We start from the raw sequence: 25,197 nt of genomic DNA, 5'->3' as shown, positions 1-25,197 counted from the left end.
GATTTTCTATCCTTGTGCAAGAGACGTGGTTGGAGGGATGTGCGTGGCCGCAGCCACGAGGGGACTGAGAAGACGGGCCTGCTCCGTGAAGCGGCTGACGAAGGCCGCAAGCCTCGGGTTGGCACCCGACAGCAGGAGTTCGCGCGGAGGGCCACTGGCAGCCACCACGCCTTGGTCCATGAAGACCACCCGATCGGCCAACTCATAGGCGAAGCCAATCTCGTGGGTGACGATGACCATCGTCATGCCCTCAGCCGCGAGCTGGCGGATGGCGGCGAGCACTTCGCCCACCAGTTCCGGATCCAGCGCCGAGGTCGGCTCGTCGAACAGCATGATGGTGGGCTGCATGGCGAGCGCGCGAGCGATGGCAACGCGCTGCTGCTGGCCTCCGGACAGTTGTGATGGGTATTTGTGCCCGGCGGCGGGAAGGCCCATGCGGGCGAGGAGTTCGCGCGCTCGTGCCTCAGCCTCGGCGCGCGGCTCTTTCTTCACCACCATTGGGGCTTCGATGATGTTCTCCAGCGCGGTGCGGTGGGGGAACAGATTGAAATTCTGGAACACCATGCCGGTCTTGATGCGCACGGCGCTGACCTGCGCGCTGGACAGCTTCAGCCGCCCGGCCTTGGTGTGGCGGAACAGGGGCGCACCCTCGATGACGACCTCGCCCTGATCGGGCTCCAGCAACAGGTTCATGCAGCGCAGCAGCGAGGTCTTGCCCGAGCCGCTGGCGCCGATCAGGCAGACCACCTCGCCGCGATGCACGTCGAGGTCGACGCCGCGCAGCACATGCTGGGTACCGAAGGACTTCTCGATTCCGCGTACGCTCAGGACGACGTCTTTGGATGTTGCGGTCATCACGCGGCCTCCTTGCGCTCAAACCGGCGCGAAAGGGCGCTTAGGGGGAACAGGATGAGGATGAAGAGAATGCCGATCACGGTGTAGACCTCCATCGGCCGATAGGTGGTGCTGGAGATGTAGCCCGCTTGGTACAACAGGTCGGGGATGGTCAGCACGGAGAGCAGCGTGGTGTTCTTGAGCTGCATGATCGTCTGGCCCATCAACGGCGGCACCATGCGGCGCAAGGCTTGCGGCAGGATGATCCGCCTCATGCGCTGGAGATAGCTCATACCCAGCACCACAGCGGCGTCGGTTTGGCCACGGTCAATGGATTGGACACCAGCGCGCAGGATCTCAGCATAGAAGCCGCTGGCATAGAATCCGAGCCCGAGGATTCCCGCCGTTTCCTTGCTGATCTGGATCTGAAGGAAAATCGGCATGGCATAATAGGTCCACAGCAGCAGCACCAGCAGCGGTATGTTGCGGAAGAACTCCACCCAGATGCGGCCGATCCAGCGCACTGGGCCCCAGGGCGTGAGCTGAAGCAGCGCCACGAAGAGGCCGATCACGAGGCCGATCGCGCAGGTATAGACGGTGTATTTCAGGGTGACGAGCAGGCCAAAGGCCAGCAGGTCCCAATTTTGTAGGACGAGTGACAGGTCGAATTTCATGGCGTTCTCCCTCAGCCGGGAAGGAAACCAGCCGGCAGCGGATCGTCCGCTTCCAGCACCAGAGTGGAAAATGCACTGACATGAGCCATGCCGCGGATCTCCGGGATCACGGCAGGCTGGCCGTCCTTACCCTCAGACACGCCGACGACCTTGGCCGCGAAAGGGACGCCGAGAATGTTCTCGGCCCGGTAGGGCGCGCCCTCCGCCAACTCTCCACGGACGTGGAGCTGGGCCAGACGCGCGGAGGTGCCGGTGCCGCAGGGCGAGCGGTCGAACTTGTTGCCGGCCAAGATCACCAGATGGCGGGATCCGCCCTCAATGGCCTGGTGGAACAGCACGCTGCTGACCTGCGAGGGAGCTTTGCTGCGGCCGTTGAGCGCTTCCTTGATGGCCACACCCGCACGGCACCATTGGTTGGCGTGGCCGATGTCGAAGGGAAGATCGACCTGGCTTGCATCCACCAGCGCATACACGATCCCACCATAGGCGATATCGCAGGTGACCGTGCCGAGGCCCTCGGCCTCGACGGTGATGTCAGCCTCGGTCACGAAGGAGGGAACGTTGCGCAGCACGACGGATGTAAGACGGTCAGCCTCGAATGTGCCGGTCACATGGACGATGCCGGCCGGGGTCTCAATGGACATGCCGTTCTGCTCGAAATTCGACGGCAGCGCGCCCATGGCCGCAAGACTGGCGACATAGCCGATCGTGGCGTGGCCGCACATGTCGGCATAGCTGTACGAGAAGACGAAGAACAGCCCCCGATCCGCCTCCCGGGAAGGCACGGGCACCGCCGCCGCCATGGCGGCATGCCCGCGCGGTTCGTGAAGCAACAGCCCCCTCAACTCGTCATGGTGCTCGCGGAAGTAATCCCGCTGCTCGCGGACGGATTGCCCAGGCAGCGGAGGGATACCTGCCGTGACCACGCGGGTAGGATGCCCGGCGGTGTGGGAGTCAATGACAGTGAAGAGACGGTTCGTACGCATGGCGGTCAGCAGTACTTGCCAGACTGGGGAACCACCTTCATGTCGATGCCGCGCTCGAGCATGTAGCGGGTGATGCGCGAGCAGGCGAGACCCAGCGAGTTCTGCTGCGACATCCAGTTGGCCAGGAAGTTTGCGTAGCCTTCGTTGCCTGCCTCTCGGCGGATGCCGATGGTGGAGGGATTCTTCAATACCGGCATAGGCACAACGGCTTTGCCGAGACCCTTTGAGTCAAGCAGGGCAGCATCCTGATCGGCGAGGATGATGGCGTCGACCTTGCCCGATTGAAGCTCGAGGATGGCTTGGTCACGCGTGGGCACAACGACGATGGTGGCGTTGGGAATGACCGACTCGGCGATGACCTGCATGGTGCCGCCCTTCTGAACGGCGATGCGGGATTCCTTGGTGTCCATCTCGCGCCAGGTCTTCGGCGCGTAGCCCGGACGGGCAATCAGCGCCCAGATGCCGTCGACGATGGAGCCAGGCACGTAGTCGACGACGAGGCCGCGGCGCGGGTTGGGGTTCAGGGCCACCGCGAGGTCCACTTTGCCGGCCTGGAAGTCGGCGGCAAGATTGCCCCAGGTCGTCTCGACGTACTCGATCTTAACGCCGAGCAGGTTGGCAATGTCCTTGCCCCAGTCGACGAAGAAGCCACCCCATTCGCCGGTGCGCGGGTCTTTAACGTAGCCAGGCTCCTCGGCGGTCATGACCGGGAACTTCAGCTTTCCACTTTCCTTGATGCGGTTAAGCACCAGGGAGGGATCTTCGGCTCGAGCCGGCGTCGAAGCCGGGCCGAACAATGTTGCTGCGCCAATGGCGGCAGCGGCAATCGCAGTCATCCAACGGTTCATTGAAGTCTCCTCCGCGCGTATTGAATTATGTCATTAACGAAATGAACCATACCGATTGCGCAATGCCATGCAAGTGAAATTTTCCACTTTCTGCGATGGCTAGCTGAACATTAGATCATGCTCTAAAAGGTCTTGAAGGATGCGGCTCTAGTGAGTGTTGCAATTAATGACATAGTGCTCTTAACGTCAGCGTAGGGCATTCCCGGCATGGCGGCCTGCCACAGAGAACCTAGTGTTCTGTCACTGACGGGTGATTCCGAAATCTGGTCTGACGTGCGATGTTGCTCTGATGGGCAAGATCGAACGCATTGAGGTTTCCGCCGCTGATCGGGATCGCCTGGAGACCCTGGTCCGCGACCGCAATACCCCCCAGAAGGTTGTCTGGCGGGCTCGGATTGTTCTGCTGACGGGCGAAGGCTTGCGCACCACCGAGGTGGCCGCCCGCGTTGGCACGAGCACGCTGACGGTGCGGCGCTGGCGCCGCCGCTATGCGCAGGCGGGCGTGGAGGGGCTTCTCAAGGACGCCACCCGCCCGCCGGGGCGCAAGCCCCTCACGGCAGCGGTGATCCAGCGCGTCCTCCATCTGACCCTGCATGAGAAACCGCCGCGCGCGACGCACTGGAGCGTGCGCTCCATGGCGGCTGTCACAGGCCTGTCCCACACCAGCGTGCAGCGGATCTGGCACGCGCACGGCCTCAAGCCACATCTGATCAAGACGTTCAAGCTCTCCACCGACAAGCACTTTGTCGAGAAGGTCCAGGACGTGGTCGGCCTCTATCTCGATCCGCCGGACAAAGCCCTGGTTCTGGCGGTTGATGAGAAATCTCAGATCCAGGCGCTCGACCGCACCCAGCCCGGCCTGCCGCTCAAGAAGGGTCGTGCCGGCACGATGACCCACGACTACAAACGCCATGGCACCACGACCCTGTTTGCTGCTCTCGATGTGGCGACCGGCACGGTGCTGGGCACCTGCATGAAGCGCCATCGCCATCAGGAGTTTCTCCGCTTCCTGCGCGTCATCCATCGCAACACCGACAAGCGCCTCGACCTGCACCTGATTGTGGACAATTACGCGACGCACAAGCACCCGAGGGTGAGGGCTTGGCTTTCGAAGCATCCGCGCTTTCATCTGCACTTCACCCCGACCTCGGCTTCGTGGCTCAACCAGGTCGAGCGCTTCTTTGCCCTGATCACGCAGGAGCGCATCCGGCGCGGCGCCTTCACGAGCGTGCCCGATCTGGAGAGCGCGATCATGGACTACCTGGAGCGCCACAATGCCGACCCTCGACCCTTTGTCTGGACAGCCCCGGCCTCGGCGATCCTGGAAAAGGTCGCCCGTGCGAAACAAGCGTTAGAGTCACAACACTAGATCCTTGTCACAGTGATTTTGACGGTTTGGCGGGTGGCTCTTTCGGAGCGGTCTTGGGATAGGCGCGGCCCATCTTGGTGCGGGCCTTCTCGGTCGTGAACATCCAGGTGATGCGTGCGCCGGCGGCATTGCGCTCGCGCTCCCAGGCGGCGATCTCCTGCTCCAGCCGGGCGCGATCATCGATCCGCCGATCCAGGCACTGGCCCTTGAGCACCCCGATCTCGATTTCGACCATGTTTAGCCAGCTTGCGTGCTTGGGGGTGAAGTGGAACTCCAGCCGTCCCAGGAGGCGATGCGTCTCGTCAGGCGGGAAAGCCTCATAGAGGGAGCCAGGCGTGTGCGTCGACAGATTGTCCATCACCACCCGGATCCGCTCGGCCTGCGGAAAGTCGACATCCACAAGTTCGCGCATGCACACAGCAAAGTCCTTGGCCGTCCGGCGATCCGTGACGTTCACTTTGCGCCAGGGTCGATGCGCATCCACCATCACGAACAGGTTCACCGTGCCGCAGCGGCGATACTCGTAATCAACCCGCTCGACCTGCCCGGGCGTGGCCGGGAGCGGCTGACGCGTCTCGCCGATGAGTTGGACGGGGCTTTCATCAAAGCACACCACCGGGTGCTGCGGATCCGGCACCTCAGCATAGAGGTCGAGCACGTCCTCCATGCGCGCCACATACTCGCCATCAATCTTGGGCACGCACCACATCTTCTGCTGCCAGGTGTCACTTTGCCTTTAACTTTGAGATTCGTCGCGTTGGGTGTCGAAAAGCGACATTCTTTGCCCTTAAAGGCGAGATGCCGATCAGGTTTGTTCACGGCTCTTTGATCCCTGCGTGTGAACGCGGTGCTGTATCTGGCGCGATACGATCGACGGTGGCGAGCAAACGGGCTTCCTTGTGACAGGTCCGGAGCAAGGCGACCTTGGCGAACTCTGTCAGGTTCCGATCCATCTGCATCGCAGCCAGCCGCACACCCCTGTAAACGCTGTCTTATTGCGCGACGATCTGGATTGAGGAGCGCGGCGATCACGGTAGTGATTTGCTGTCGCGGCAGGACGATGATTGTCGCGCCACGACATGGATGCAAGTTCTTTCTTGATTGTCGCTGTGAGCGTCAATCAGGATGAGGCCTTGATTGTCGCGCGCGTCGGCGGACGTCCTGGTCCGCGTTTACGCTCGATGGCGGCTCTGCGGCGATAGCTCTCGACATTCATCTCGAAGATGGTGGCGTGGTGCACCAAGCGATCCACCGCGGCGAGCGTCATCGCTTGATCCGGAAAGACCGAATTCCAGGCGCCAAAGGGCTGATTGGCCGTAATCAAGAGCGAGCGCCGCTCGTAGCGGGCGCCGATGAGTTCAAAGATGACGCTGGTTTCGGCCTGATCCTTGCTGACATAGGCGAGGTCGTCGAGGATCAGCAGGTGGTACTTGTCGAGTTTGGCAATCGCCGCCTCGAGCTGCAGATCCCGCCGCGCGCTCTGCAGCTTCTGCACAAGATCGGTGGTGCGGGTGAACAGCACCCGCCAGCCGTTCTCGACCAGGGCCAGACCCAGGGCTGCCGCCAGGTGCGATTTGCCCCCGCCCGGCGGGCCGAACATCAACAGATTGGCGCCCTTCTCGAGCCAGCTGTCGCCGGCCGCCAGCGCCATCACCTGGGCCTTGCTGATCATCGGCACCGCGGAGAAGTCGAAGCTGTCGAGGGTTTTGCCGGGCGGAAGACGGGCCTCGTCGAGATGGCGCTGGATGCGCCGGCTGGCCCGCTCGGCCATCTCGTGCTCGGCCAGAGCCGCCAGGAAGCGGGCCGCCGGCCAGCCTTCCTTGTCGGCACGGGCCGCGAAGTCCGGCCAGATCGTCTTGATCGCCGGCAGCCGCAGGTCGTTGAGCGCCAGGGTCAGGCGACCGACATCGATGGCATCAGGGCTCGTCATGCGACCTCTCCCTGATCCACGCGGGCGAGTTCCTCGTAGGCACTGAGCGGCGCATAGGAGACCGTGATGTCGGGCACGGCGCCGGCATCCGGACTGAAGAGGGCGCGCAAGCGCTTGAGATCCGGCAGCCGGCCGGCCTGCAAGTCCTCGTCGAGGCGCGCGGCGAGTTCGGCCTCGCAGGCGCGCTCATGCGCCAGGGCGAGCAGATCGACCATGGTGCGGCAGGCGGTGCGGATGGGAACCTTACCCATCATCGCTTCAAAAGCCCGGGCATAGGCTTGGCGGGGAAAGAGCTGATCGCGGTAGACCAGCCCCATCAGGGCCATGGGCTTGCGCCGCAGCGAGTGGATCACATGGCGGTAATCGACCACATGCCCGTGCTTTCCGTTGGGATGGGCCCGCCCGCGCGGCAGCGTGAACTGATGCGTGCCGCCGAGATAGACCTCGAGGCGATCGTCATACAGGCGCACCCGCAGCCGGTGGCCGATCAGGCGCGAGGGCACGCTGTAGAACACCTTGCGCAGGACGAAGCCGCTGGTCGAGGTCACCGTGACGATCGCGTCCTCGTAATCGGCGGTGCGCCGGTCCGGCAGCTCGTGGAGCGCCGCGCGCTCGACCGCGATGCGCGGAGTGTTGCGGGCATTGCGGCGCCCGACCACCTCGTCGACGAAGCGGCGGTAGGCGGACAGATCGGCAAAGTCGCGCGCGCCGCGCAGCAGCAGGGCATCCGCGATGACCTTCTTGAGGTGGCCGTGCACGCTCTCGATGGAGCCGTTCTCGTGGGCGATGCCGGTATTGTTGCGGCTCGGCTCCATGCCGTAATGGCTGCACAGGGCATCGTAGCGCCGGGTCAGGTCCTCGCGGGCGTCGCGATCGAGATTGCGGAAGGCCGCCGAGAGGCTGTCGCTGCGGTGTTCGCGTGGAGCGCCACCCAAGGCCCAGAGGGCGTTCTGCAGCCCCTCGGCGAGCGCAACATAGCTTTCGCCGCCGAGCACCACATGGGCATGCTCGAAGCCGGAATAGGCGAGCCGGAAGTGATAGAGCCGGTGATCGAGGGGCTGGCCGGCTACCGTGATGGCCAGATCGGCCATGTCGGTGAAGTCGGACAGGCCCATGCGTCCGGGCTCGTGCACCTGGCGGAAGATGACCTCCTGCTCAGGGCCGTGCAGGGCGCGCCAGGAACGAACCCGGCGCTCGAGGGTGCGGCGGATGCCGGAGCCGAGGTCGGGATGGCGGCGGACGATCTCTTCGAAGAGGGCCACGGGCCGCAGGCTCGGGGCGGCCTGGAGCAGCGGGACAATCTCGCTGTCCCAGACACCCGCGAGCGGATCGGGGCGCCGGCGCCCGCGGGGAGCCTTCTTCTGGGAAGGAAGACGCGGGTCCTTGTTGATGCGAGAGGCGGTGGAGGGACTGAAGCCGGCCTTGGCAGCGGCGATCAGGGTGGTGTCGGTCTGACGAAGCTTCATGTAGAGTCTCATCTGGCAGTCGGTGATGTGGCGGCCGGGCAAAGGCTGGGTTCCTCATTTGGTCGTGAAGAACCCCACTCCTTATCCGGTCGGCCACGACAGCCAGACGGTGCGGTCCTGACGGATCGCGCCGTCGCCGCTGCCGCCCCTTCAGTCGGGCCTCGGCCCTCCTTGCGGAGCGGCAGCGGCGTCACCTCTCACCCAGATTGCCGCTCAACTTCCAGCCTGATCGCCGCGCCTTACTGTCTCACATTAAGGGGGATAAATCTCGATCTTAAAGGCAAAATCTCGCATTTTGCAGCAAAGGATTGCCATTGATTTTGTTGAATTCCTTATCTCGCCTTTAGGGGCAAAGCGACACCAGCGGAAACGCACCGCGCCGTCCTCGATGTCAATGATGCGGTTGTTGGAGATGGCGACGCGGTGCGTGTAGCGGGCGACGTAGTCGAGAACCTGCTCGGGTCCGGCGAAGGGCGGCTTGGCATAGACGACCCATTCTGCCTTTCGCAGCGGCGCCAAATAGCGCCGGAAGGCGTCGCGCTCGCTCAAGGCCTGTAAGCCAGAGAAGAACTGCAGTTGGCCGGCGTCGAAGGCTTTCTCGAGATGCTCCAGGAACAATCGCCGGAACAGGCGCGAGAGAGCCCGGACGGGCAGGAAGAAGCCGGGCTTGCAGGCGATCCATCGCGTGCCGTCCGGCGAGATCCCGCCACCCGGGACGACGCAGTGCAGGTGGGGATGGTGCAGCAAATTTTGCCCCCAGGTGTGCAGAACGACGAAGAAGCCGATCTCGGCGCCCAAATGCTTGGGGTCGGCGGCGATGGTGCGCAGCGTCTCGGCGGTGGCGCGGAAGAGAAGGCCGTAGACGAGCGCCTTGTTCTGATAGGCGATGGCGGCCATGGGCTCCGGCAGCGTGAAGACGACGTGAAAGTACTGGGTGTCGAGAAGCTCGGCGCGACGATCCTCCAGCCATTGCGCACGGGCCAGGGATTGGCAGCGGGGACAATGCCTGTCGCGGCAGCTGTTGAAGGCGATCCGCCTGTGGCCGCATTGATCGCACGCTTCGACGTGCCCCCCGAGCGCGGCGGTCCGGCACAGTTCGATCGCCGTCATGACGCGGCGCTGAGCGGTCGACAGCGATGCGTGCTGGGCGTAGGCCTCGCCGTAGCGACGGAAGATGTCCGCCACTTCCGGCCCCGAACGGGCCATCGGCCGAGCTCAGAAGTACTCGGGCTTGGCGGGCGGCAGGGTGGGCGCGGGACGGGGCAAAAGCTCGAACGGGCTCGACGTGGCACAGACCTTGTTGGTGGCGATGCGCAGGTAGTGGGCGGTGGTCGCCAGGCTGCGGTGACCGAGCAGCAGTTGAATGGTGCGCACGTCGGCGCCGGCCTCCAGGAGATGGACGGCGAAGGCGTGCCGCAAGCTATGCGGCGTCACTGGTTTGGACAAGCCGGAGAGTTCGTGCGCTTTCGCGCAGGCTTGCCCCACCGCGCCCCTGGTGATCGGTTCGCCGGCGCGATCGCCGGGGTAAAGCCACGCTTTTGGCCGGCGCACCTTCCAATAGTCGCGCAAGATCTCCAGAAGCTTGGGCGACAGCATGACATAGCGATCCGTCTGGCCTTTGCCCTGCTCGACACGGATGACCATTCTCTGGCTGTCGATGTCCGTGGGCTTCAGCTGAACCGCTTCAGAGATGCGCAAACCGGCAGCATAGCAGGTCGTCAGGATGGCGTGGTGTTTGAGCTCGAGCACACAGCCGAGAAAGTGCTGCACTTCCTCCGGACTGAGGATGACCGGCAGTTTCTGTGGCTTCTTGGGAAACGGCAGGACCTCCTCCGGCGCCCAGTCTCTCGCGAGCGTCACCCTGTAGAGAAAGCGCAGCGCCGCAATGGCGGTGTGGATCGAGCCGGGCGACAGCTTCTTCTCGTTGGTCAGATAGACCTGATAGGTCCGAATCTCCTCTCGCCCGAGCAAGTCCGGCGACTTGCCGAAGTGACGCGCAAACAGCGACACCTGCTGCAGATACGAGAGCTGGGTATTGAGCGAAAGATTGCGCACCTGCATATCCTCGCTCATGCGCTTGCGAAGTTGGGTCATGACAAGCTCCTCTGTCCGATGGAATGGGCTGCAAACAGCCGATCCTCGCGCAGTTGGGGCGCCTGTTGAACACATGACCACCACGGCAAACGACGGCATCAGGATTGCGCCGCCGGCCATACCGTCCTTGCCGCTCCGCCATTGCGGAGCGGGTTAGTCCAATCGCGCTTATGTAGAGTTCTACATAAGCGCGATGATCGGCCGTTTGGCGGCAGCGATCCGCCGATCGTGGTCTACCGCTTCGAGGACAGCCGGGCCGGCGAGTGCGTGGTCCGTCATCTCGAAGGCTATCGCGGCATCCTGCAGGTGGACGGCTACACGGCCTATCATCGACTGGCCCGGCCTGAGGGAGCCAATGAAGGCGTGCAGCTGGCCGCCTGCTGGTCGCATGTGCGCAGGAAATTCTACGAGCTGCACGTCTCGGATGCTTCCATGGTGGCGGCGCAGACGCTGGAGCAGATGGCGGCGCTCTGGGCTGTGGAGGACAGCGTTCGTGGCAAGGATGCAGGTACACGAATGCAGGCTCGCCAGGCGGAATCGGCTGCGGTCGTGAGCACGTTGTTCAAATTCTGGGAGAAGGAACTGCCCAAGCTGTCGCGCAAGTCGAAGCTGGCCGAGGTGATCCGCTATGCTCTCACGCGGCGTGTCTCTCTTGAGCAGTTCTTATCGGACGGACGCGTCGAGTTGGATTCCAACACCGTTGAACGCGCGATCCGGCCGCAGACGATCACAAGGAAGAACAGTCTGTTTGCAGGCTCCGATGGTGGCGGGCGCACATGGGCTGCCATTGCCAGCCTTCTGGCCACGGCCAAAATGAACACCGTCGATCCGCACGCCTGGCTGACCCAGACGCTTGAGCGCATCGCCAACGGATGGCCCAACCGCGAGATCGACGCTCTCATGCCGTGGAATTATCGGCCCTGAACGGCATCAGCTGCCCGCTTACCATCGACGATTGCCCGATCCAAGACGACGGAATCAGGCACGCCGGCGGCCTTGTGGGCATCACGCTCTGCTTTTTTGCGCTCTCTGTCGGCCTTTCGTCGTGCGGCTGTGGTCACGGCACCCTCCCATATGGATATGTTCAGATTGCCCTTTGCTAGGGAAAGGAACAATGCGGATATATCCGCCGAGAGCTGTTGGGTGATGGCGCCAGCAAAGTGAGCAACATTTTCGTCAGGAGACGGGCCACCCGTGGCGATTTCGGTTGTGCCTTGCCCTGTGCGCCCGACGTCAGGCTGACGTGCGCCCAACAAAGGCAGCATGTCGATGGCACCAACGGCTTCGGAAGCAAGATTTATGTGACTGATTCGCTCGCCATATATGGCGACCTGATACCGACAGGGGCATGGTTCCGGAGCAGGAGACAAGCACTGCTACCGACCCATGTCTATTCTCCCGCAGTCGAAAGCGTGGACTTGTCGTCACTTCGGTAGACATTTCCGCATACGAACGCGCCGTCGCTGTCTGTCAGCAATCGGAAAAGCTCCCACAGAATTTAGGAAGGTTTCGTTTGGATCTACGGACCATCAGTAACCTCACTTACCTGCAACTGCATCTATCCCGCCTCCAATCTGCGCGGCTTGATCCCCCGATTGCTACGGATTGCGACGCCACATTGCATTCTTTCCGCATTGTGAACGCGGCGAGATCGAAAAAACCTGTCGCGATCCGTCAAGCATGAGTATCCCATCAAACCACATGGTCCGAAAGCAAAGTTAGTGGATGATCGGTTGGACCTGACTCAGTCATGCCTGTGGCAGTTGAGAGCACAACTAGAGGGTCGCGAGCGCATCCGAAGTGGCAGAGGCAGTCAACCCGATTTCGACAATAGCTAGCCCAAGACCCGCCTCAGGGCCAATCAGCTACTCGACCCACATGATACTTTGTGCACCCTCACGTAGGAGGCAATCAATCGCGGTCTTAGAGGCTGGTGAGCAATTATCTTTCCTTTCGCGGGAGGCGACGCAGCAGGATGCGGCTCATGGCGAGATAGAGCAGCATCTCACCGGTCTCGACCAGGCGCTCATAGTCCTTCGCCAGCCGTCGGTTGGTGGTCAGCCAACCAATGGTCCGCTCCACCACCCATCGGCGTGCGAGTACTTGAAAGCCGCTCGGACGCGTCGGCGGCTCTGCGTCAATCCGCATCCAGGTTCCGCCGCTCCACCAATGCTGCGGGATGGATAATCTCCAGCCCAGGGCTTTCTGGAGCCAGTCCCGCAAACCTCGATAAGCGGTGTCGGCCCACATCAGCTCAATGGCCGGAAACAGATGCTTCAGACCCTCCAACAGGAGTTCGGCTCCGGCGCGATCGTGGAGGTCCGCGGGCTGCACCTTGTTCTTCAACAGATTGCCTTGCGTATCAACGAGAAGATGGCGCTTGCGGCCCTTGATCTTTTTGCCACCATCATAACCACGTGGTCCGCCCATCTCGGTGGTCTTGACGGACTGGCTGTCGATGATCGCGGCTGTCGGCTGCGGATTGCGGCCAATCCGACAGCGATACCTCTCGCGCAGCACGCGCGTGACCTGCTCCCAGGTGCCGTCCTCGCGCCACTGGGTATAGTGGTAGAAGACGGCGTAGCGCGGCGGATATTCGTGCGGCAGCAGCCGCCACTGGGCTCCGGTGCGCAGCAAATAGAAGATCGCATCGAGGATGCGCCGCAACGGATAGGTCTGCCGCCGTCCCGCTGGATGGCTGCGGGGGACGAGAGGCGCGAGCAGCGCCCATTCGGCATCAGTGAGATCGCTGGCGTAGGAACAGGCATCCATGGTGGGGCTCCTGATCATCAAACAGCCCGCGTCCGCAGCCGCGGCCCAGCTCCAAACCTATGGTCAATCAAAGACTTAGATCGAGCAATAAAATTGCTCACCAGCCTCTTAATGATCTTCACGGGATGCCGGTAATGGAGAGGCCTGCATGGCGGAAGAAGCGGACGATCATCTCGGGGTGACGTTTGAGGCGGCCGAACTCGCGACGGGCGAGCCGATGCAGGTCATCGACTGATCCGGGCAGAGCGTTTGCCATGGCGCGCTTGACGAAGGCATTGCACTGCTCTTCCGGATTCAACTCCGGGGCATAGGCTGGCAGATAGGCCACCGCAAAGTCCTGTGCGTGCGAAGCGATGAAGTCCGTAGTCGCCCGTGAGCGGTGCGCGTTGAGCCGATCCCAGACCACCAGCAGCGGCGTGCCGATCTTGCAGCGGACAGAGCGCAGAGCCTGAATGACACAGCGGCTCGAGATGGAGGTGCGGAAATGACGCGCATACAGCCGCCCGTCCGGCGTGATCGCCACGATGCTCGACACCTCACGTCGCTTGCTCACCCGCTGGAGCACGGGGGTCAGCCCGCGTCGCGCCCAGGTCGTGCCCGGCCGGATCCGGAAGCTGTGGCCGGTCTCGTCCCAGAGAAGAAGCGTGCGGTGCTCGCGCTGGGCCTTTTTTTCAACGCCACCCAGTCGCGCTTGGGCCAGACCGCAATCACCAGCTCGTCGCGCTCCCTCGCCCGTGTGGCCGGGCGCTGTACGCTGAAGCCGTGCGCCTTCAGTGGTCGCTCCAGGTAGCGCGGATGATAATGCACCCCGAACTCGCGCTCGATCACGGCGGCGATGCGGCCAAGGGTCCAGCGCTCGGTGGCAAAGCCCGCCGCCACCGCACCCCGATCCAGCAGCCGGCCCAGCCGAGCCCAAGCCTTCTCATCGAGGCGGGGCGAGGGTCCCGGGATGGGGCGCGCTTCCAGGCCGCGCGGGCCCTCTTGGGCCAGGGTGGCGGCCCAGCGGCAGACACTGGCGCGGCTGACCCCCACATGCCGGGCGATGTCTGCTTGAGAGAGCCGCCCCTGCCGCAGCAGCGTCGCGGCCACCAGGCGACGCTCCTCCATCTGCTCCGACGTCAAATGCGTCGGCCGCCAAACGTTGTCTTCCATCGCGCACCTCCTCACGATGACGGACACCGTCCTATGTTACACCTGTCGCGTGAAGATCAATAGAGCCACTTGTTCAAAACAATGCGATGACGAGGTGTAAGTAGAACTTGAAAGGTTGCTGGCCGTGGGTCGTGGCTGATCAGCCACGACCCGGGATGTCAGTCGGGGCTGCTGCTTCGCCCCGTTACCATCGTGTCGGGCAACCCTTAGTGGCACCAAGAGTATGAGCGTCCTTCGCCATCACTGAGATCTAGATTATCTTTGCCTGACGGCGAAAGAGTCCCGGCTCGCTTATTTCTGAATCCACTTGTTCCAGCGCTCGACAAGCATCGGCTGGTTGGTGTTAAGCCACGCTCCGTCCGGAGTTGCCATCACCGATTTAACTTGCTCAGCTGACGGCATAATCGCCCGCGCTTCCTCACTGATATACGCCAGTGCATCAGTGCTGGGCGGAGTGCAGAATAAAGCCTCGCAGATCTTTCCTTGGACTGTCGGCGTATCCAGCAGAAATTTCAGCAATTCAAGCGCTTCGGCCTTGTGAGGCGCGTTCTTCACAACGGCATAGCGATCGCCGACGACGATCGCACCATTGTAGGACCACGCAATCGGCTGTCCTTCCTTTATGAGGCCAGGAACCAGAACCATCCACATGAATCCAGCATCATAGTCACCATTGCGAAAGCCTTGTACCGCCTGGTCGCTTGTTGTCCACCACAGCCCCACATGCGGTCGCAACTCGTCAAGTTTCCTAAAGCCTCGGTCGACGTCCATTGGGAAGATTGCGTTCGCCGATGCGCCGTCCGCCATCAGGGCCGGCATTAGTTGCCTCCACGCATCGGTCCGAGCGGGCATGGCGCGGACGCCAGGGAAAGCCTTAGTGTCCCAAAATTCCTTCCAAGTGGTCGGCCCACCGTTGGGGAAGTGCTCTTTATTGTAGACTATCGCTCCCATACCGCGGACAGCTAGAACTCCAGAGGCTTTGCAGGCTCCAGGCAGCAAGTCGGACCGACTTGTGAACTGCTTGCAAAACTCGTCGATATTCGCAGCGCGCTCGGAATGGGATGGAGAATCGGCATCCACATCGCTCTCGGCGAATATGTCCCACGTCACGTTGCCGGACTTCTCCATGGCCTGTACTTGGGCACGCCGCTCGTTGGGATTCGCAGTCGACACCACAACGACCTTGATTCCTGTAGCCTGCGCAAAGGGCTTTAGCCAGTTTTCGCGCATGACCCTTTCGTATGCGCCACCATCAATTGCTAGTACAACCTCACGACTCTCGGCGGCAGCAGAGGTTACTGGCGCGCACATCAAAACCGACACAAGACCTAAGACCCCCAACGAAAACTTTGTCTTCATCTTCGCTTCTCCTCTCCACTCGGTGATTTGATCATCGGCGCCATCCGACGTCGAACGCTAAGCTATGGCCAAGTCCAAAAATCTTTGATCAACAAACCCATACGCTAGTAGGAATGTAGTTCGTTGTATTCTTGGATAATTATGACAGCGCTTGTTTTCTTTATGCGGCACTCTCGGTACTCTGAATGAGCGTGCCGAAGAAATGCCGAAAGCAAAGAGTGGACGACGTCAAGATAAAGATGAGGGTTGAGGCTCGCTATAAGATTTGGCCGATCATGGGTGCAGCCTGCTGTCGCAACCGAGCTGTTTCGGCCCAATCAATCTCCATCGTAGAACCATCAATGGCGACGCCGTAAGTACAGCGCGCCGCAAAAGTACTTACAATTTCGTCCTCTACATCGCGAAGGACCCGTTCAGGAGGCCTCGCATAAGGATTGCCCCATCCGCCACCCGCAGACGACGTGATGTGAAGTTCAATGGGAGGCAAGTTGACGACGCCATATTGCGGCGCTTGCTCAGCCGTTCCGTCGATACCAATGATTGTTACATTTGCTTTATCGCCTGTCGCGCCGCCCACTGCCCCAAACCCACTTGGGGTGCGGTCTCCCTCGCCCCGAAAGGAGTGTTCAGCGTCCATTTCGATCATGACTTCGTAGTGGACCCCGGTCCCCCCACGATATTCACCAGCTCCTGCAGCGTCGCAGCGCATTTCCTGTCGTTTTACGAATACAGGATACTTGCTTTCCACGGCCTCCACATTTGGAATTTGGATTCCACCCAGAGTTACAACCGTTCCTAAAGATGGGAAGCCGTCACGCCCCCTAACCGCCCCGGTCCCAGCGTGCGCGAGCATGTGATAAAGTACAAAGGTGTCTCCACCCTTGCCCACTCCGGAACAGATGCCGTGACTTGCCTTTCCCCAGCCAGCACAGGAAAGGTCTGGCCTGGCTTGTCCGAGCGCTTGCCAAACGGCATTGATAATTTCTGTGGCTGGATAGCCAGTGCACGACGTTAGGGGAGCGGGAAAACGAGCGTGCACAACACTGCCCTCGCGCGTAATGATGTTAATGGGCCTGAAGGCACCGGCATTCCTCGGCACGTCACAACCTAAGAACGACAATATTGCAACATAAACAGCAGAATACGTATTTGCTAGTGAGCTGTTCTTAAACCCTCTGATCTGATCGGCACTTTCCGAAAGATCTACCCAAATCGCCTCACCTTTCACTTCAATTCTGGCGACTACTGGAACAGAAGTTTCCGTAAAACAATCCGTGTCCGAAGCATCAATGCCGGTGTAGGTGCCTGCCTGAAGCGTTGCTATCGCAACTCTCATTCGCTTCTCAGCATGGTCCAATACGGAGTTAAATGCTTTAACGAGTTTGTCGACACCGACCTCGTGTGCAAGCTCGATAATACGTTTCGCACCGATCTTCGTAGAACCGATCATCGCCCGTAGATCGCCCTCAATGAGCGCGGGACAACGTGAGTTCAATTTCAGAAGCTTGACTAAGTCTTCATTGATGTTGCCCTGTGTAGCGATCCTTATTGGCGGTATGCGGATACCCTCGTGGAATATCTCGGTTGCCTTTGAATTGTATGTACCAGCCGCGCCCCCACCGATGTCTGACTGATGTGCCCTATTGCATGTAAACGCGATTAGCATGTCATCGAAGAATACTGGACTTACAATTGTCCAATCCGGAAGGTGGTTGCCACCTCCCTCATATGGGTCACTTGAAATAAATACGTCACCCGGGCTAATGCATGCTATTCCACCGACGCTCTTGACGACCGCCTCGACGGCAAACCCGCCACCGCCGGTGTGGATTGGGAGTCCATCCGCCACCGAAACTAGATTTCCATTCACATCCGCGATGAAACACGAGAAGTCATGAGCGTCGCTGAAGATGGGGCTGCGCGCTGTTCGCTGCATTACCCAACCCATCTGCTGAGAAATGTTGTCGAGGCGATTCTGTAGCAATGTTATGAAGACAACGTCAGTCATATTAGAGTCGCTCCGGTGCATTAACACGAATTATGTAGTCGCCGTATCGGTCAACTTCGATGCGATCACCTTCACCAATGACGATCGTTGTTGTGCTCTCATCGATAACTGCAGGGCCGTCGAAAAAATGTCCTGTCTCTAGGTCAGCACCTTTCAGAACCGGCACATCGTACACTCCGGGGAGGGCACCTGATACGTATACTTGCCGCCGGCTCGATGCCTGTGCCGCGTGCCCTTGTCTTGCTGATCGCGCCTTCAAACCCGAGCTTGGAAGACCGCCGATCGCCGTTACATGTTGGTAAACGATTTCGACTCTTGCGTCGCGTTGGATGGATGCGTACTGCTTTTCATAGAGGGTTTCGAAGTATCTGGTTACGCAAGCAACGTCGGCTTGATCGAATGGAACCTTGATAACGGATTGTTGCCCCTCGTATCTCATAGAGACACTTCGCATAACTTCAATATCAGTGAATTCCATCCCGCTTTCGGATAGCTTTGACCTAGCTTGCCGCTCTAAATCGTTAAAGCCATCAAGCAGTGATATGATCAACGTGTCATCCAACGCTGTTCCTACAACCCTGACGAAATCGTAGCGAACGCCCGCGGTACACATCCCCAGCGCACAAAACACTCCTGCGAGCCGGGGCACCAGCGCAGTACGGATACCCAGTCTACGTGCTACCTCCGCAACGTGGAGCGGCCCCGCACCGCCAACGCCGACTAGCGAGAAGTTTGCTGGATCAAATCCGCGTACCAAGCTGACCTTCTCTACGGCCTGTCGGATATTCTGCTCCACCAACTGAATCGCAGCGGATGCAGCTGCTATTGTATTCAATCCCAGCGGAGAACCGATGCCATCGTCGATTGCCTTAGTTGCCAGCGCTGCATCGAGTTGGAGGGCACCGCCGGCATACTGGCCTGAATGCAGTCTACCCAAGACAAGCTGAGCATCAGTAACTGTGGGGCGCGTACCTCCCAAGCCATAACAGGCGGGTCCAGGCCGCGCGCCAGCGCCCTCTGGTCCAGCGAACAAAAAGCCGCCGTTGTCAACTCCACACACCGTCCCACCTCCGGTCCCGATGGTATGGATGTCGACGCTTGGAAGGGCCACAAGTGTGTCGTCGACCTTTAGAGCCTCCACCTCCGCGACTCGACCGCCATTTATCATAGTAACGTCACAGCTTGTCCCGCCGATCTCGATAGAAATAAGATTGTCGGCTTTGTGAATTTGACTATACAGTTTTAGCGATGCAAGGCCAGCAGCAGGCCCTGACAAGGCCAAAGTGATCGGTTGTTCTGTAATCTGCTTCACGGGAACGGCCCCGCCGTTGCTTTGGACCAGTAACATCTCGTTATCAAGTCCTCGTCTGCGCAACTCACTATTCAACTGCGTTAGATAAGGTATGACTTTTGGGGCTATGTATGCGTTAGCGACGGCAGTCGAGGTACGTTCAAACTCCCCTAAGATCGGGGCTAGACTACTCGACTTCGAAATGAAGGTTCTCGGCAGAACCCGCTCTAGGATCTCACCGCATCGATCTTCGTGTGCAGGATTCCTATAAGAGTGAAGGAAGCAGATGGCGATAGATTGGATGTGGTTTTGCTCAAAAATCCTGGCAGCCTCATAAATGGTGCGCTCATCCAATGGCGTGACCACGGATCCATCGGATCTCAGGCGCTCCTCTACAGCTATTCGCAGTTTTCTCGGAACAATTACATCTTGCCAGGGCGAACGGTGATCCCAAGGTAGCTCGCGATAGCCGCGACGTATCTCCAATGTGTCTCTGAACCCGCTGGTCACAAGCAGCCCAACGTTTGCACCGTTTCTTTCTAAAAGTATGTTTGTGGCGACCGTTGTACCATGCACAAAGCTAGAGCAACCCTGAAGTAACTGTTCCGCAGTCATTCCGAGTTGCTCGGCACATCTATCTACCGCCCGCAGCACCCCCAGTGCCGGGTTAGCAGGATTGGAAGGGGATTTGATAGGAAGGAGAAATCCGTCCGCATCGATGAGGACAAGGTCTGTAAAGGTTCCACCAACATCCACCCCGATCCTCCAGGGTGCAACAACCTTCGATGGGCAATTCGACTCCACGACAAGATCTCCTATTTCGGAAAGGCAGCCAAGGTTGCGCAGGCAGGGTCCGTGGTTTCCTATAAATTATAGATGATGTGGGAGCCGACGGAGCAAGTTCTGGCAACCTCGAATACAATCATTCGATATTCGGGTGTTGTTAGCTGCCCCCTCATGCCCAATGAGTTCAACAGCCCCGTCTGCGCCAAGTATACTTGTGAATGCATGTCATCATCTCGCCAAATATTCTACACTGCACACCAGCGATCGGGCCACGAGCGGCTGTTTGATCTCGCCGTGACATCGATATTGGGTAATGAAGGACTGCATGAAAACAGCCCGTGTATTATGATGCGGTGATAAATTCTTATGAATAAGCTCTGCTGGCCCATGGATCGAGCTAACACTAGCTTTGGTCTGATTTGTGCCCGAGATAGGTGCCTCGTTGACACCTCCGCCGAAGGTGATCGTACACGCTTAGCCATCGCGAATACTCATGGGGTAGCAGATGCCAGGGATCACCGCAGCGCAGGATGTACAGCACAAGCCGCATGTCGTGTTTGCGGGGGCCCACGGCGGGTGGTTGGGGGAGAGGAGCGGGGCCAAGATCGCTCACTCCGCATCGCTCAGATCGGAGTCAAAGCGGTCGGCTGTCTTGCCCCTTCGGATGGCCCCACCCGATTGTCCAGCCCCCTCATTAAGCCAAGCGGACAGATTATCATGAACCCGCTTTCATTGCGTTCAGCGGATCAATCAATCCCCTGCACCACGATCCCGAGAACCAGCCCAACGGTTTAAACTGAACTTCCAAGGTATCCGTAGGCAGGGTCAGTTTGTTCTAGCAAGATCGCCGAGCAGGCTTGCCGCCACGGTGATCTTCGACAGGGTCAGGCCGGAGGTGACGATGCCGTCGACCGCGCTTCTGATGCGGTTGACGTCGGCACCGCGCTTCTCGCTCCAGGCGCGCACCGCCTCGATGCCGGACACGTCCTGCGACGCAACCTCGGCGGTCAGGCCGCGATGGGCATAGGCGATGCTGTCGATGGCGCGGTCGAGCGCCAGGCGGTCGAAATAGTCGCTGACGGTGATCTGCTGGGCCGCGCCGATGAGCGCGCCGAGGCGGAAGGAGGCCTCCAGCGCGAAGTGGGTGCAAGCGATGTCGGCGACGGGCTTGTCCGTCTTCTGCGCCGTCTGCACGATGTCGGGCGCCGCCACGAGATCGGGGAGCGACGCGATGCGCCGCGCCAGCTCCTCGCGAACGCCCTCATCCGCCAGCGCCTTCATGCGCGCATCCCACACCGCCTTGGCTTCGGGCGAGAGCGCATTCTCGAGGCTCTGCTCGACTTCCGCAATGCCGGCCCGGTAGGTGCCGATGATCTGGTCCAGGGAGTGGTTGGTGAAATCCACGTTGCGGATGAACCAGACGATCCGGTTCATGAGCAGGTCCTGCAGTTCGCCGTAGAGGCGCAGCTGAACCCCGCCCGGCACGACGCCGTCGAGGGCGTCGATGGCGAGGTTCATCTCGGTGAGGCCGAAGGAGTCGCGGGTGGCCGCATAGGCCGCCGCGATGGTGGGGGCATCCGCGCCGGTCTGGTCGACGAGGCGCGCCACCATGGTCGGCCCGCCCCGGTTGATGATCGCGTTGGCAAGCTGCGTGGCGATGATCTCGCGCCGCAGGCGATGGCCCGCGATCGCATCCGGGAAGCGCTCGCGCATCTCGGCCGGGAAGTAGCGCTCCAGCTCCTTGCCGAGATACGGATCGTCCGGCACGGCGCTGTCGAGCAGGGCATCGTGCAGGGAGAGCTTGGCATAGGCCAGCAGGATCGCGAGCTCCGGCCGCGTGAGCGCCTCGCCCCGGCGGGCACGCTCGGTGAGCGTCGAGTCGTCGGGCAGGTATTCCACCGCGCGGTTGAGGCGGCCTTGCGCCTCCAGCATGTGCATGAGCCGGCGGGCAAAGCCGAGATCGGCGAGGCCCCGCTGCTCGGAGAGCGACAGCGCCAGGGTCTGCAGGTAGTTGTTGCGCAGCACGAGGGCCGCAACGTCCTCGGTCATCTCCGCGAGCAAGACATTGCGCTGCTCGTCCGAGAGGCGTCCGTCCCGCTCCGGCGTGGTGAGCGCGATCTTGATGTTCACCTCCACGTCGGAGGTGTTCACGCCCGCCGAGTTGTCGATGGCATCCGTGTTGAGGCGAACGCCCTTCTGCGCCGCCTCGATGCGGCCGCGCTGGGTCATACCGAGATTGGCGCCTTCGCCGATCACCTTGGCGCGCAGGTCGGGACCGGTGATGCGGATCGCATCGTTGGCGCGGTCGCCCACCTGCTCGTCGGTCTCGGACGAGGCGCGCACATAGGTGCCGATGCCGCCGAACCAGAGCAGATCGACGCGGGCTTTCAGGATGGCGTTCATCACCTCCGCCGGCGTGGCTTCCGGCTTGTCGAGGTCGAGCATCGCGCGTACCTCGGCCGAGAGAGGGATCGATTTCGCGCTGCGCGAGAACACGCCGCCGCCCGCCGAGATCAACGCCTTGTCGTAATCCTGCCAGCTGGATCTGGCTAAATTGAACAGACGCTCGCGCTCCCGATACGTCGCTTCCGGATCCGGGTTCGGATCGAGGAAGATGTCGCGATGGTCGAAGGCGGCCACGAGCTTGAGGGCACGGGACAGCAGCATGCCGTTGCCGAACACGTCGCCCGACATGTCGCCCACGGCCGCCACCGTCACGGGGGTGGTCTGGATGTCGATGTCGATCTCGCGGAAGTGGCGCTTTACTGCCTCCCAGGCGCCGCGGGCCGTGATGCCCATCTTCTTGTGGTCGTAGCCCTGGCTGCCGCCCGATGCGAAGGCATCGCCGAGCCAGTGGCCCTTCTCGATGGAGAGCGCGTTCGCCGTGTCGGAGAAGGTGGCCGTGCCCTTGTCGGCCGCGACCACGAGGTAGGGATCGTCGCCGTCGTGGCGCACCGTATCCGGCGGCGGGACGATGCTGTCGCCGACGATGTTGTCGGTGAGCTGCAGCATCGTGCGCACGAAGATGCGGTAGCTCTCGGTTCCTTCCGCCAGCCAGGCCTGCCGGTCGCTCGCCGGCGGCAGGAGCTTGGGCACGAAGCCGCCCTTGGCGCCCACCGGCACGATCACGGCGTTCTTGACCTGCTGCGCCTTGACGAGGCCGAGCACCTCGGTGCGGAAATCCTGCGGCCGGTCGGACCAGCGCAGGCCGCCGCGCGCCACCTTGCCGAAGCGCAGATGCACGCCCTCGACCCGGGGCGAGTAGACGAAGATCTCGTAGAGAGGCCGGGGCAGCGGCAGACCTTCGACCTTGGCGCATTCGAACTTGAACGCGATGGTCTGGCGCGGCAGGCCGTTGTCTTCAAGCTGGAAGAAGTTGGTGCGTGTCGCCGCATCGATCAGGTTGACGAAGCGGCGCAGGATCCGATCATCGTCGAGGCTGATGACCTGCTTCAGCTGCTCCTCGATCCGCTCGCGGATTGAAGCCTCGCCGGCCTCGCGACCCTTCTCGTGCCGCGGATCGAAGCGGGCATAGAAGAGTTTGACGAGATCGGCCACGATGGCGCCGTGGCGCGCCAGCGTTTCGGCGATGTAATCCTGCGCGTAGGTGACCTGGATCTGACGCAGATAGCGGCCGAACGCGCGGATCATGGCGACGTCGTGCCAGCCGAGGCCAGCCTCGAGCACCAGGCGGTTGAAGCCGTCGGATTCCGCCAGCCCCCTGAACAGCGCGAGCAGCGCCGCCTCGATCAGCGCCTGGATCTCGTCGATCTGGATCGTCCCGCCCGCGGCGCGCTCCAGGGTCATGTCATGCAGCCACACCCGGTCGGAGCCCGTAAACGCCACACGGTAGGTTCGCTCGTTCACCACGCTGAAGCCGAGGTTCTCCAGGAGCGGCACGCGATCCGACAGGGGCAGCGCGACGTTGAGCGAGAAGACCTTCAGGTTCACACGGGTCTCACCGTCACCCTCGCGGCGGTAGAGATCGACCGCCCGGGGCCGTGCCTCCGAGAGCTGCTCCAGCAGGCTGATGTCCTGGATCACCTGCTCGGCCCCGAAGGCCTCGCGATAGGCGGCGCTGAACGCCTCGCCGTAGCGGGATGCGAGCGCCCGCGCCCGGGCGCCGCCGACGGAGGCGTCGAGCGCGTCGCGCAGGGCATCGCTCCAGGTGCGCACGATGGACGAGATGCCCTTCTCCAGGGTCTCGCGCGACACCTGCGGGGTCTGCCCCTCGTCGCGGCCGATGATGTAGTGGGTGCGCGCGAGCGGCCCTTCCGGATAGGACGGATAGGAGGCGGAGACGCGGCCTCCGTAGATGCTGGCGAGGAACTGGCCGATGCGCGTGCGCGCCTGGGTGTCATAGCGGTCCTTGGGCACGAACACGAGCACGGACACGAAGCGGTCGAACTCGTCGGCGCGCGCGAGCGCCCGCACCCGAGGTCGCTCCGACAGATTCATGATGTCGATGGCGAAATGGTAGAGCGTGTCCTCGTCGATCTGGAACAGCTCGTCGCGCGGGTAATTCTCGAGCACGTTGAGAAGCGCGCGACCGGCATAGCTCGCCGGGTCGAAGCCAGCGCGGCTGGTGACCTTCGCCACCTTGTGGCGGAGATACGGCACCTCGCCGGTGGTGTTGGTGTAAGCGCTAGCAGTAAACAGGCCGACGATGCGGAGCTCGCCTTGCAGATGGCCGTTGCCGTCGAAAAGCTTGATCCCGATGTAATCGAGATGCGCCCGGCGGTGGACGCGGGATTTCACATTCGCCTTGGTGATGATGAGGGCCTGCGGACGCGCTAGGAAGGCGCGGATCTCCGGCGACATGGAAACCAGCTCGCGGCCGCGCCGCAGCACGCGCACGGACGGATCGCGCAGGAGGCCGAGCCCCGAGCCCTCCACCGGATCGGCGGCCGTGTCGCCGGACGGCAGGCGGTACTCGCGCAGTCCTAAGAACGTGAAGTTGTCGCGGGCGATCCAGTCGAGGAAGGCGATGGCCTCCTTCACCTCGTCCTCCGGCAGCGGCGGCGGATTGAGGCGGTAGGTGTGCACGATCTCGGTCACGCGGGCGCGCATGCCCGGCCAGTCATGCACGGCCAGCGCCACGTCGCTGTGAACCCGGCGCATGGATTCGACCAGGCGGGTGCGGGCCTCCGGATCGTCGATGCGCGGCAGATGGATATGAAGGAAGCTTTCGCGCTTCACGCCCAGCCGCAGGGCCGCTGTGGCCTCGCCCACGAGACGGACCAGGGCGCCGCCGGCGTCCCGCTCCACGGCCAGGATCGGATGGGCGACGAGCAGCGGGTCGTATCCCTGGTCGACGATCTCGGCGAGGGTCGAGTCGAGCAGGAAGGGCATGTTGTCGTTGACGATCTCGAGCACCGTCACGTCCTGGCGGCGCCCCTCGCGCTCGATCTCCACGTCGTGAAGGTGGATATCCGCACCTTCCGTGGTGCGGGAGGCCTTGAGATGCTCGAAGGCGACCGCAGCGAGATCTGTCAGGGATTTGGGTGAGTAGGAGTTCACGTACTCGGAGGGGACCCGCCCAAAGAGGTTGTCGAGCCAACTTAACCGGGAGCTCACTAATTGCTGCCGCTCGTGATTGCAACATTGGAGCATTGGATTGCTGACGTC

The 25,197-nt window shown here is 61.5% G+C and carries 17 protein-coding genes and 3 pseudogenes; 2 read left to right on the top strand and 18 right to left on the bottom strand.

The genetic code is table 11. The features are described from left to right. Window positions 1–6 precede the first annotated feature (6 nt). Genes JO965_RS29325 through JO965_RS29310 form a run of 4 tightly spaced genes read right to left on the bottom strand, consistent with a single transcriptional unit; the run spans window position 7 to window position 3,342 of the window. Window positions 7–855, bottom strand: a complete 849-nt coding sequence (locus JO965_RS29325; RefSeq protein ID WP_203444445.1) for an amino acid ABC transporter ATP-binding protein — start codon at window positions 853–855, stop codon at window positions 7–9. After that, the gene (locus JO965_RS29320) at window positions 855–1,508 is read right to left on the bottom strand and encodes an amino acid ABC transporter permease (RefSeq protein WP_203444444.1); all 654 of its coding nucleotides are present in this window, start codon (window positions 1,506–1,508) and stop codon (window positions 855–857) included. Before JO965_RS29320 ends, JO965_RS29325 begins: the two co-directional genes overlap by 1 nt. 11 nt (window positions 1,509–1,519) lie before the next feature. Continuing rightward, a complete protein-coding gene (locus tag JO965_RS29315; protein ID WP_203444443.1) occupies window positions 1,520–2,494 on the bottom strand; it encodes a proline racemase family protein in 975 nt (324 codons plus the stop codon). Window positions 2,495–2,499: 5 nt separating this feature from the next. After that, the gene (locus JO965_RS29310) at window positions 2,500–3,342 is read right to left on the bottom strand and encodes a transporter substrate-binding domain-containing protein (protein WP_203444442.1); all 843 of its coding nucleotides are present in this window, start codon (window positions 3,340–3,342) and stop codon (window positions 2,500–2,502) included. 289 nt (window positions 3,343–3,631) lie between these two features. On the opposite strand from JO965_RS29310, the gene JO965_RS29305 reads away from it, so the two are divergent. Beyond that, on the top strand, window positions 3,632–4,711 hold the full coding sequence (locus tag JO965_RS29305; protein WP_203444441.1) for an IS630 family transposase: 1,080 nt from the start codon (window positions 3,632–3,634) through the stop codon (window positions 4,709–4,711). A gap of 7 nt (window positions 4,712–4,718) precedes the next feature. Here the strand turns inward: JO965_RS29305 and JO965_RS29300 are convergent. The 5 genes and pseudogenes from JO965_RS29300 to JO965_RS29280 all read right to left on the bottom strand — a co-directional run. Then, window positions 4,719–5,432: pseudogene (locus JO965_RS29300) on the bottom strand (IS630 family transposase); the annotation flags it as partial. Between the two features lie 399 nt (window positions 5,433–5,831). Continuing rightward, on the bottom strand, window positions 5,832–6,641 hold the full coding sequence (gene istB / locus JO965_RS29295; RefSeq protein ID WP_203444440.1) for an IS21-like element helper ATPase IstB: 810 nt from the start codon (window positions 6,639–6,641) through the stop codon (window positions 5,832–5,834). Continuing rightward, window positions 6,638–8,119 (bottom strand): IS21 family transposase, encoded by a 1,482-nt coding sequence (istA, locus tag JO965_RS29290; protein WP_246776946.1) that lies wholly within the window; start codon window positions 8,117–8,119, stop codon window positions 6,638–6,640. Before istA ends, istB begins: the two co-directional genes overlap by 4 nt. A gap of 348 nt (window positions 8,120–8,467) precedes the next feature. Next, window positions 8,468–9,313 (bottom strand): annotated as a pseudogene (locus tag JO965_RS29285) (IS91 family transposase); the annotation flags it as partial. Window positions 9,314–9,322: 9 nt separating this feature from the next. Beyond that, entirely contained in the window at window positions 9,323–10,201 is an 879-nt protein-coding gene (locus JO965_RS29280; protein WP_203444438.1) for a tyrosine-type recombinase/integrase, read from the bottom strand. 183 nt (window positions 10,202–10,384) lie between these two features. On the opposite strand from JO965_RS29280, the pseudogene JO965_RS29275 reads away from it, so the two are divergent. Beyond that, window positions 10,385–11,125 (top strand): annotated as a pseudogene (locus JO965_RS29275) (IS66 family transposase); the annotation flags it as partial. Here the strand turns inward: JO965_RS29275 and JO965_RS29270 are convergent. From JO965_RS29270 to JO965_RS29230, 9 genes are all read right to left on the bottom strand, one after another. Continuing rightward, window positions 11,113–11,466 carry a hypothetical protein gene (locus JO965_RS29270; RefSeq protein ID WP_203444437.1) on the bottom strand — a complete coding sequence of 118 codons (354 nt, stop codon included), beginning with the start codon at window positions 11,464–11,466 and terminating at the stop codon, window positions 11,113–11,115. The pseudogene JO965_RS29275 and the gene JO965_RS29270 overlap by 13 nt on opposite strands. Before the next feature lie 676 nt (window positions 11,467–12,142). After that, a complete protein-coding gene (locus tag JO965_RS29265; protein ID WP_203444436.1) occupies window positions 12,143–12,973 on the bottom strand; it encodes an IS5 family transposase in 831 nt (276 codons plus the stop codon). A 118-nt stretch (window positions 12,974–13,091) separates the two neighbouring features. Continuing rightward, window positions 13,092–13,580 (bottom strand): transposase, encoded by a 489-nt coding sequence (locus tag JO965_RS29260; RefSeq protein ID WP_246777059.1) that lies wholly within the window; start codon window positions 13,578–13,580, stop codon window positions 13,092–13,094. Next, entirely contained in the window at window positions 13,544–14,125 is a 582-nt protein-coding gene (locus tag JO965_RS29255) for a winged helix-turn-helix domain-containing protein (RefSeq protein WP_203444435.1), read from the bottom strand. The genes JO965_RS29260 and JO965_RS29255 overlap by 37 nt, the downstream gene beginning before the upstream one ends. Before the next feature lie 291 nt (window positions 14,126–14,416). Continuing rightward, the gene (locus tag JO965_RS29250) at window positions 14,417–15,484 is read right to left on the bottom strand and encodes an extracellular solute-binding protein (protein WP_203444434.1); all 1,068 of its coding nucleotides are present in this window, start codon (window positions 15,482–15,484) and stop codon (window positions 14,417–14,419) included. 256 nt (window positions 15,485–15,740) lie between these two features. Beyond that, window positions 15,741–17,492, bottom strand: a complete 1,752-nt coding sequence (locus JO965_RS29245) for a hydantoinase B/oxoprolinase family protein (RefSeq protein ID WP_246776945.1) — start codon at window positions 17,490–17,492, stop codon at window positions 15,741–15,743. A 1-nt stretch (window position 17,493) separates the two neighbouring features. Next, complete coding sequence (locus JO965_RS29240) at window positions 17,494–19,539, bottom strand: hydantoinase/oxoprolinase family protein (protein ID WP_203444432.1); 2,046 nt, start codon at window positions 19,537–19,539, stop codon at window positions 17,494–17,496. A 433-nt stretch (window positions 19,540–19,972) separates the two neighbouring features. Then, window positions 19,973–20,119, bottom strand: coding sequence for a hypothetical protein (locus tag JO965_RS49545; protein ID WP_203444431.1), 147 nt, complete (start codon window positions 20,117–20,119; stop codon window positions 19,973–19,975). Between the two features lie 275 nt (window positions 20,120–20,394). After that, entirely contained in the window at window positions 20,395–25,182 is a 4,788-nt protein-coding gene (locus tag JO965_RS29230; RefSeq protein ID WP_371826956.1) for an NAD-glutamate dehydrogenase, read from the bottom strand. Window positions 25,183–25,197 lie beyond the last annotated feature (15 nt).

Source organism: Microvirga sp. VF16, assembly GCF_016864375.1.
Taxonomy (GTDB): Bacteria; Pseudomonadota; Alphaproteobacteria; order Rhizobiales; family Beijerinckiaceae; genus Microvirga.
Note: the sequence above shows the minus strand (reverse complement) of the source record. Positions and strands in the feature narration are given on the sequence as shown.

Coding starts and splice junctions, on each gene's coding strand:
- JO965_RS29325 (WP_203444445.1), bottom strand. CDS start 855: ATGACCGCAACATCCAAAGACGTCGTCCTGAGCGTACGCGGAATCGAG.
- JO965_RS29320 (WP_203444444.1), bottom strand. CDS start 1,508: ATGAAATTCGACCTGTCACTCGTCCTACAAAATTGGGACCTGCTGGCC.
- JO965_RS29315 (WP_203444443.1), bottom strand. CDS start 2,494: ATGCGTACGAACCGTCTCTTCACTGTCATTGACTCCCACACCGCCGGG.
- JO965_RS29310 (WP_203444442.1), bottom strand. CDS start 3,342: ATGAACCGTTGGATGACTGCGATTGCCGCTGCCGCCATTGGCGCAGCA.
- JO965_RS29305 (WP_203444441.1), top strand. CDS start 3,632: ATGGGCAAGATCGAACGCATTGAGGTTTCCGCCGCTGATCGGGATCGC.
- istB (WP_203444440.1), bottom strand. CDS start 6,641: ATGACGAGCCCTGATGCCATCGATGTCGGTCGCCTGACCCTGGCGCTC.
- istA (WP_246776946.1), bottom strand. CDS start 8,119: ATGAGACTCTACATGAAGCTTCGTCAGACCGACACCACCCTGATCGCC.
- JO965_RS29280 (WP_203444438.1), bottom strand. CDS start 10,201: ATGACCCAACTTCGCAAGCGCATGAGCGAGGATATGCAGGTGCGCAAT.
- JO965_RS29270 (WP_203444437.1), bottom strand. CDS start 11,466: ATGCTGCCTTTGTTGGGCGCACGTCAGCCTGACGTCGGGCGCACAGGG.
- JO965_RS29265 (WP_203444436.1), bottom strand. CDS start 12,973: ATGGATGCCTGTTCCTACGCCAGCGATCTCACTGATGCCGAATGGGCG.
- JO965_RS29255 (WP_203444435.1), bottom strand. CDS start 14,125: ATGGAAGACAACGTTTGGCGGCCGACGCATTTGACGTCGGAGCAGATG.
- JO965_RS29250 (WP_203444434.1), bottom strand. CDS start 15,484: ATGAAGACAAAGTTTTCGTTGGGGGTCTTAGGTCTTGTGTCGGTTTTG.
- JO965_RS29245 (WP_246776945.1), bottom strand. CDS start 17,492: ATGACTGACGTTGTCTTCATAACATTGCTACAGAATCGCCTCGACAAC.
- JO965_RS49545 (WP_203444431.1), bottom strand. CDS start 20,119: ATGCGGCTTGTGCTGTACATCCTGCGCTGCGGTGATCCCTGGCATCTG.
- JO965_RS29230 (WP_371826956.1), bottom strand. CDS start 25,182: ATGCTCCAATGTTGCAATCACGAGCGGCAGCAATTAGTGAGCTCCCGG.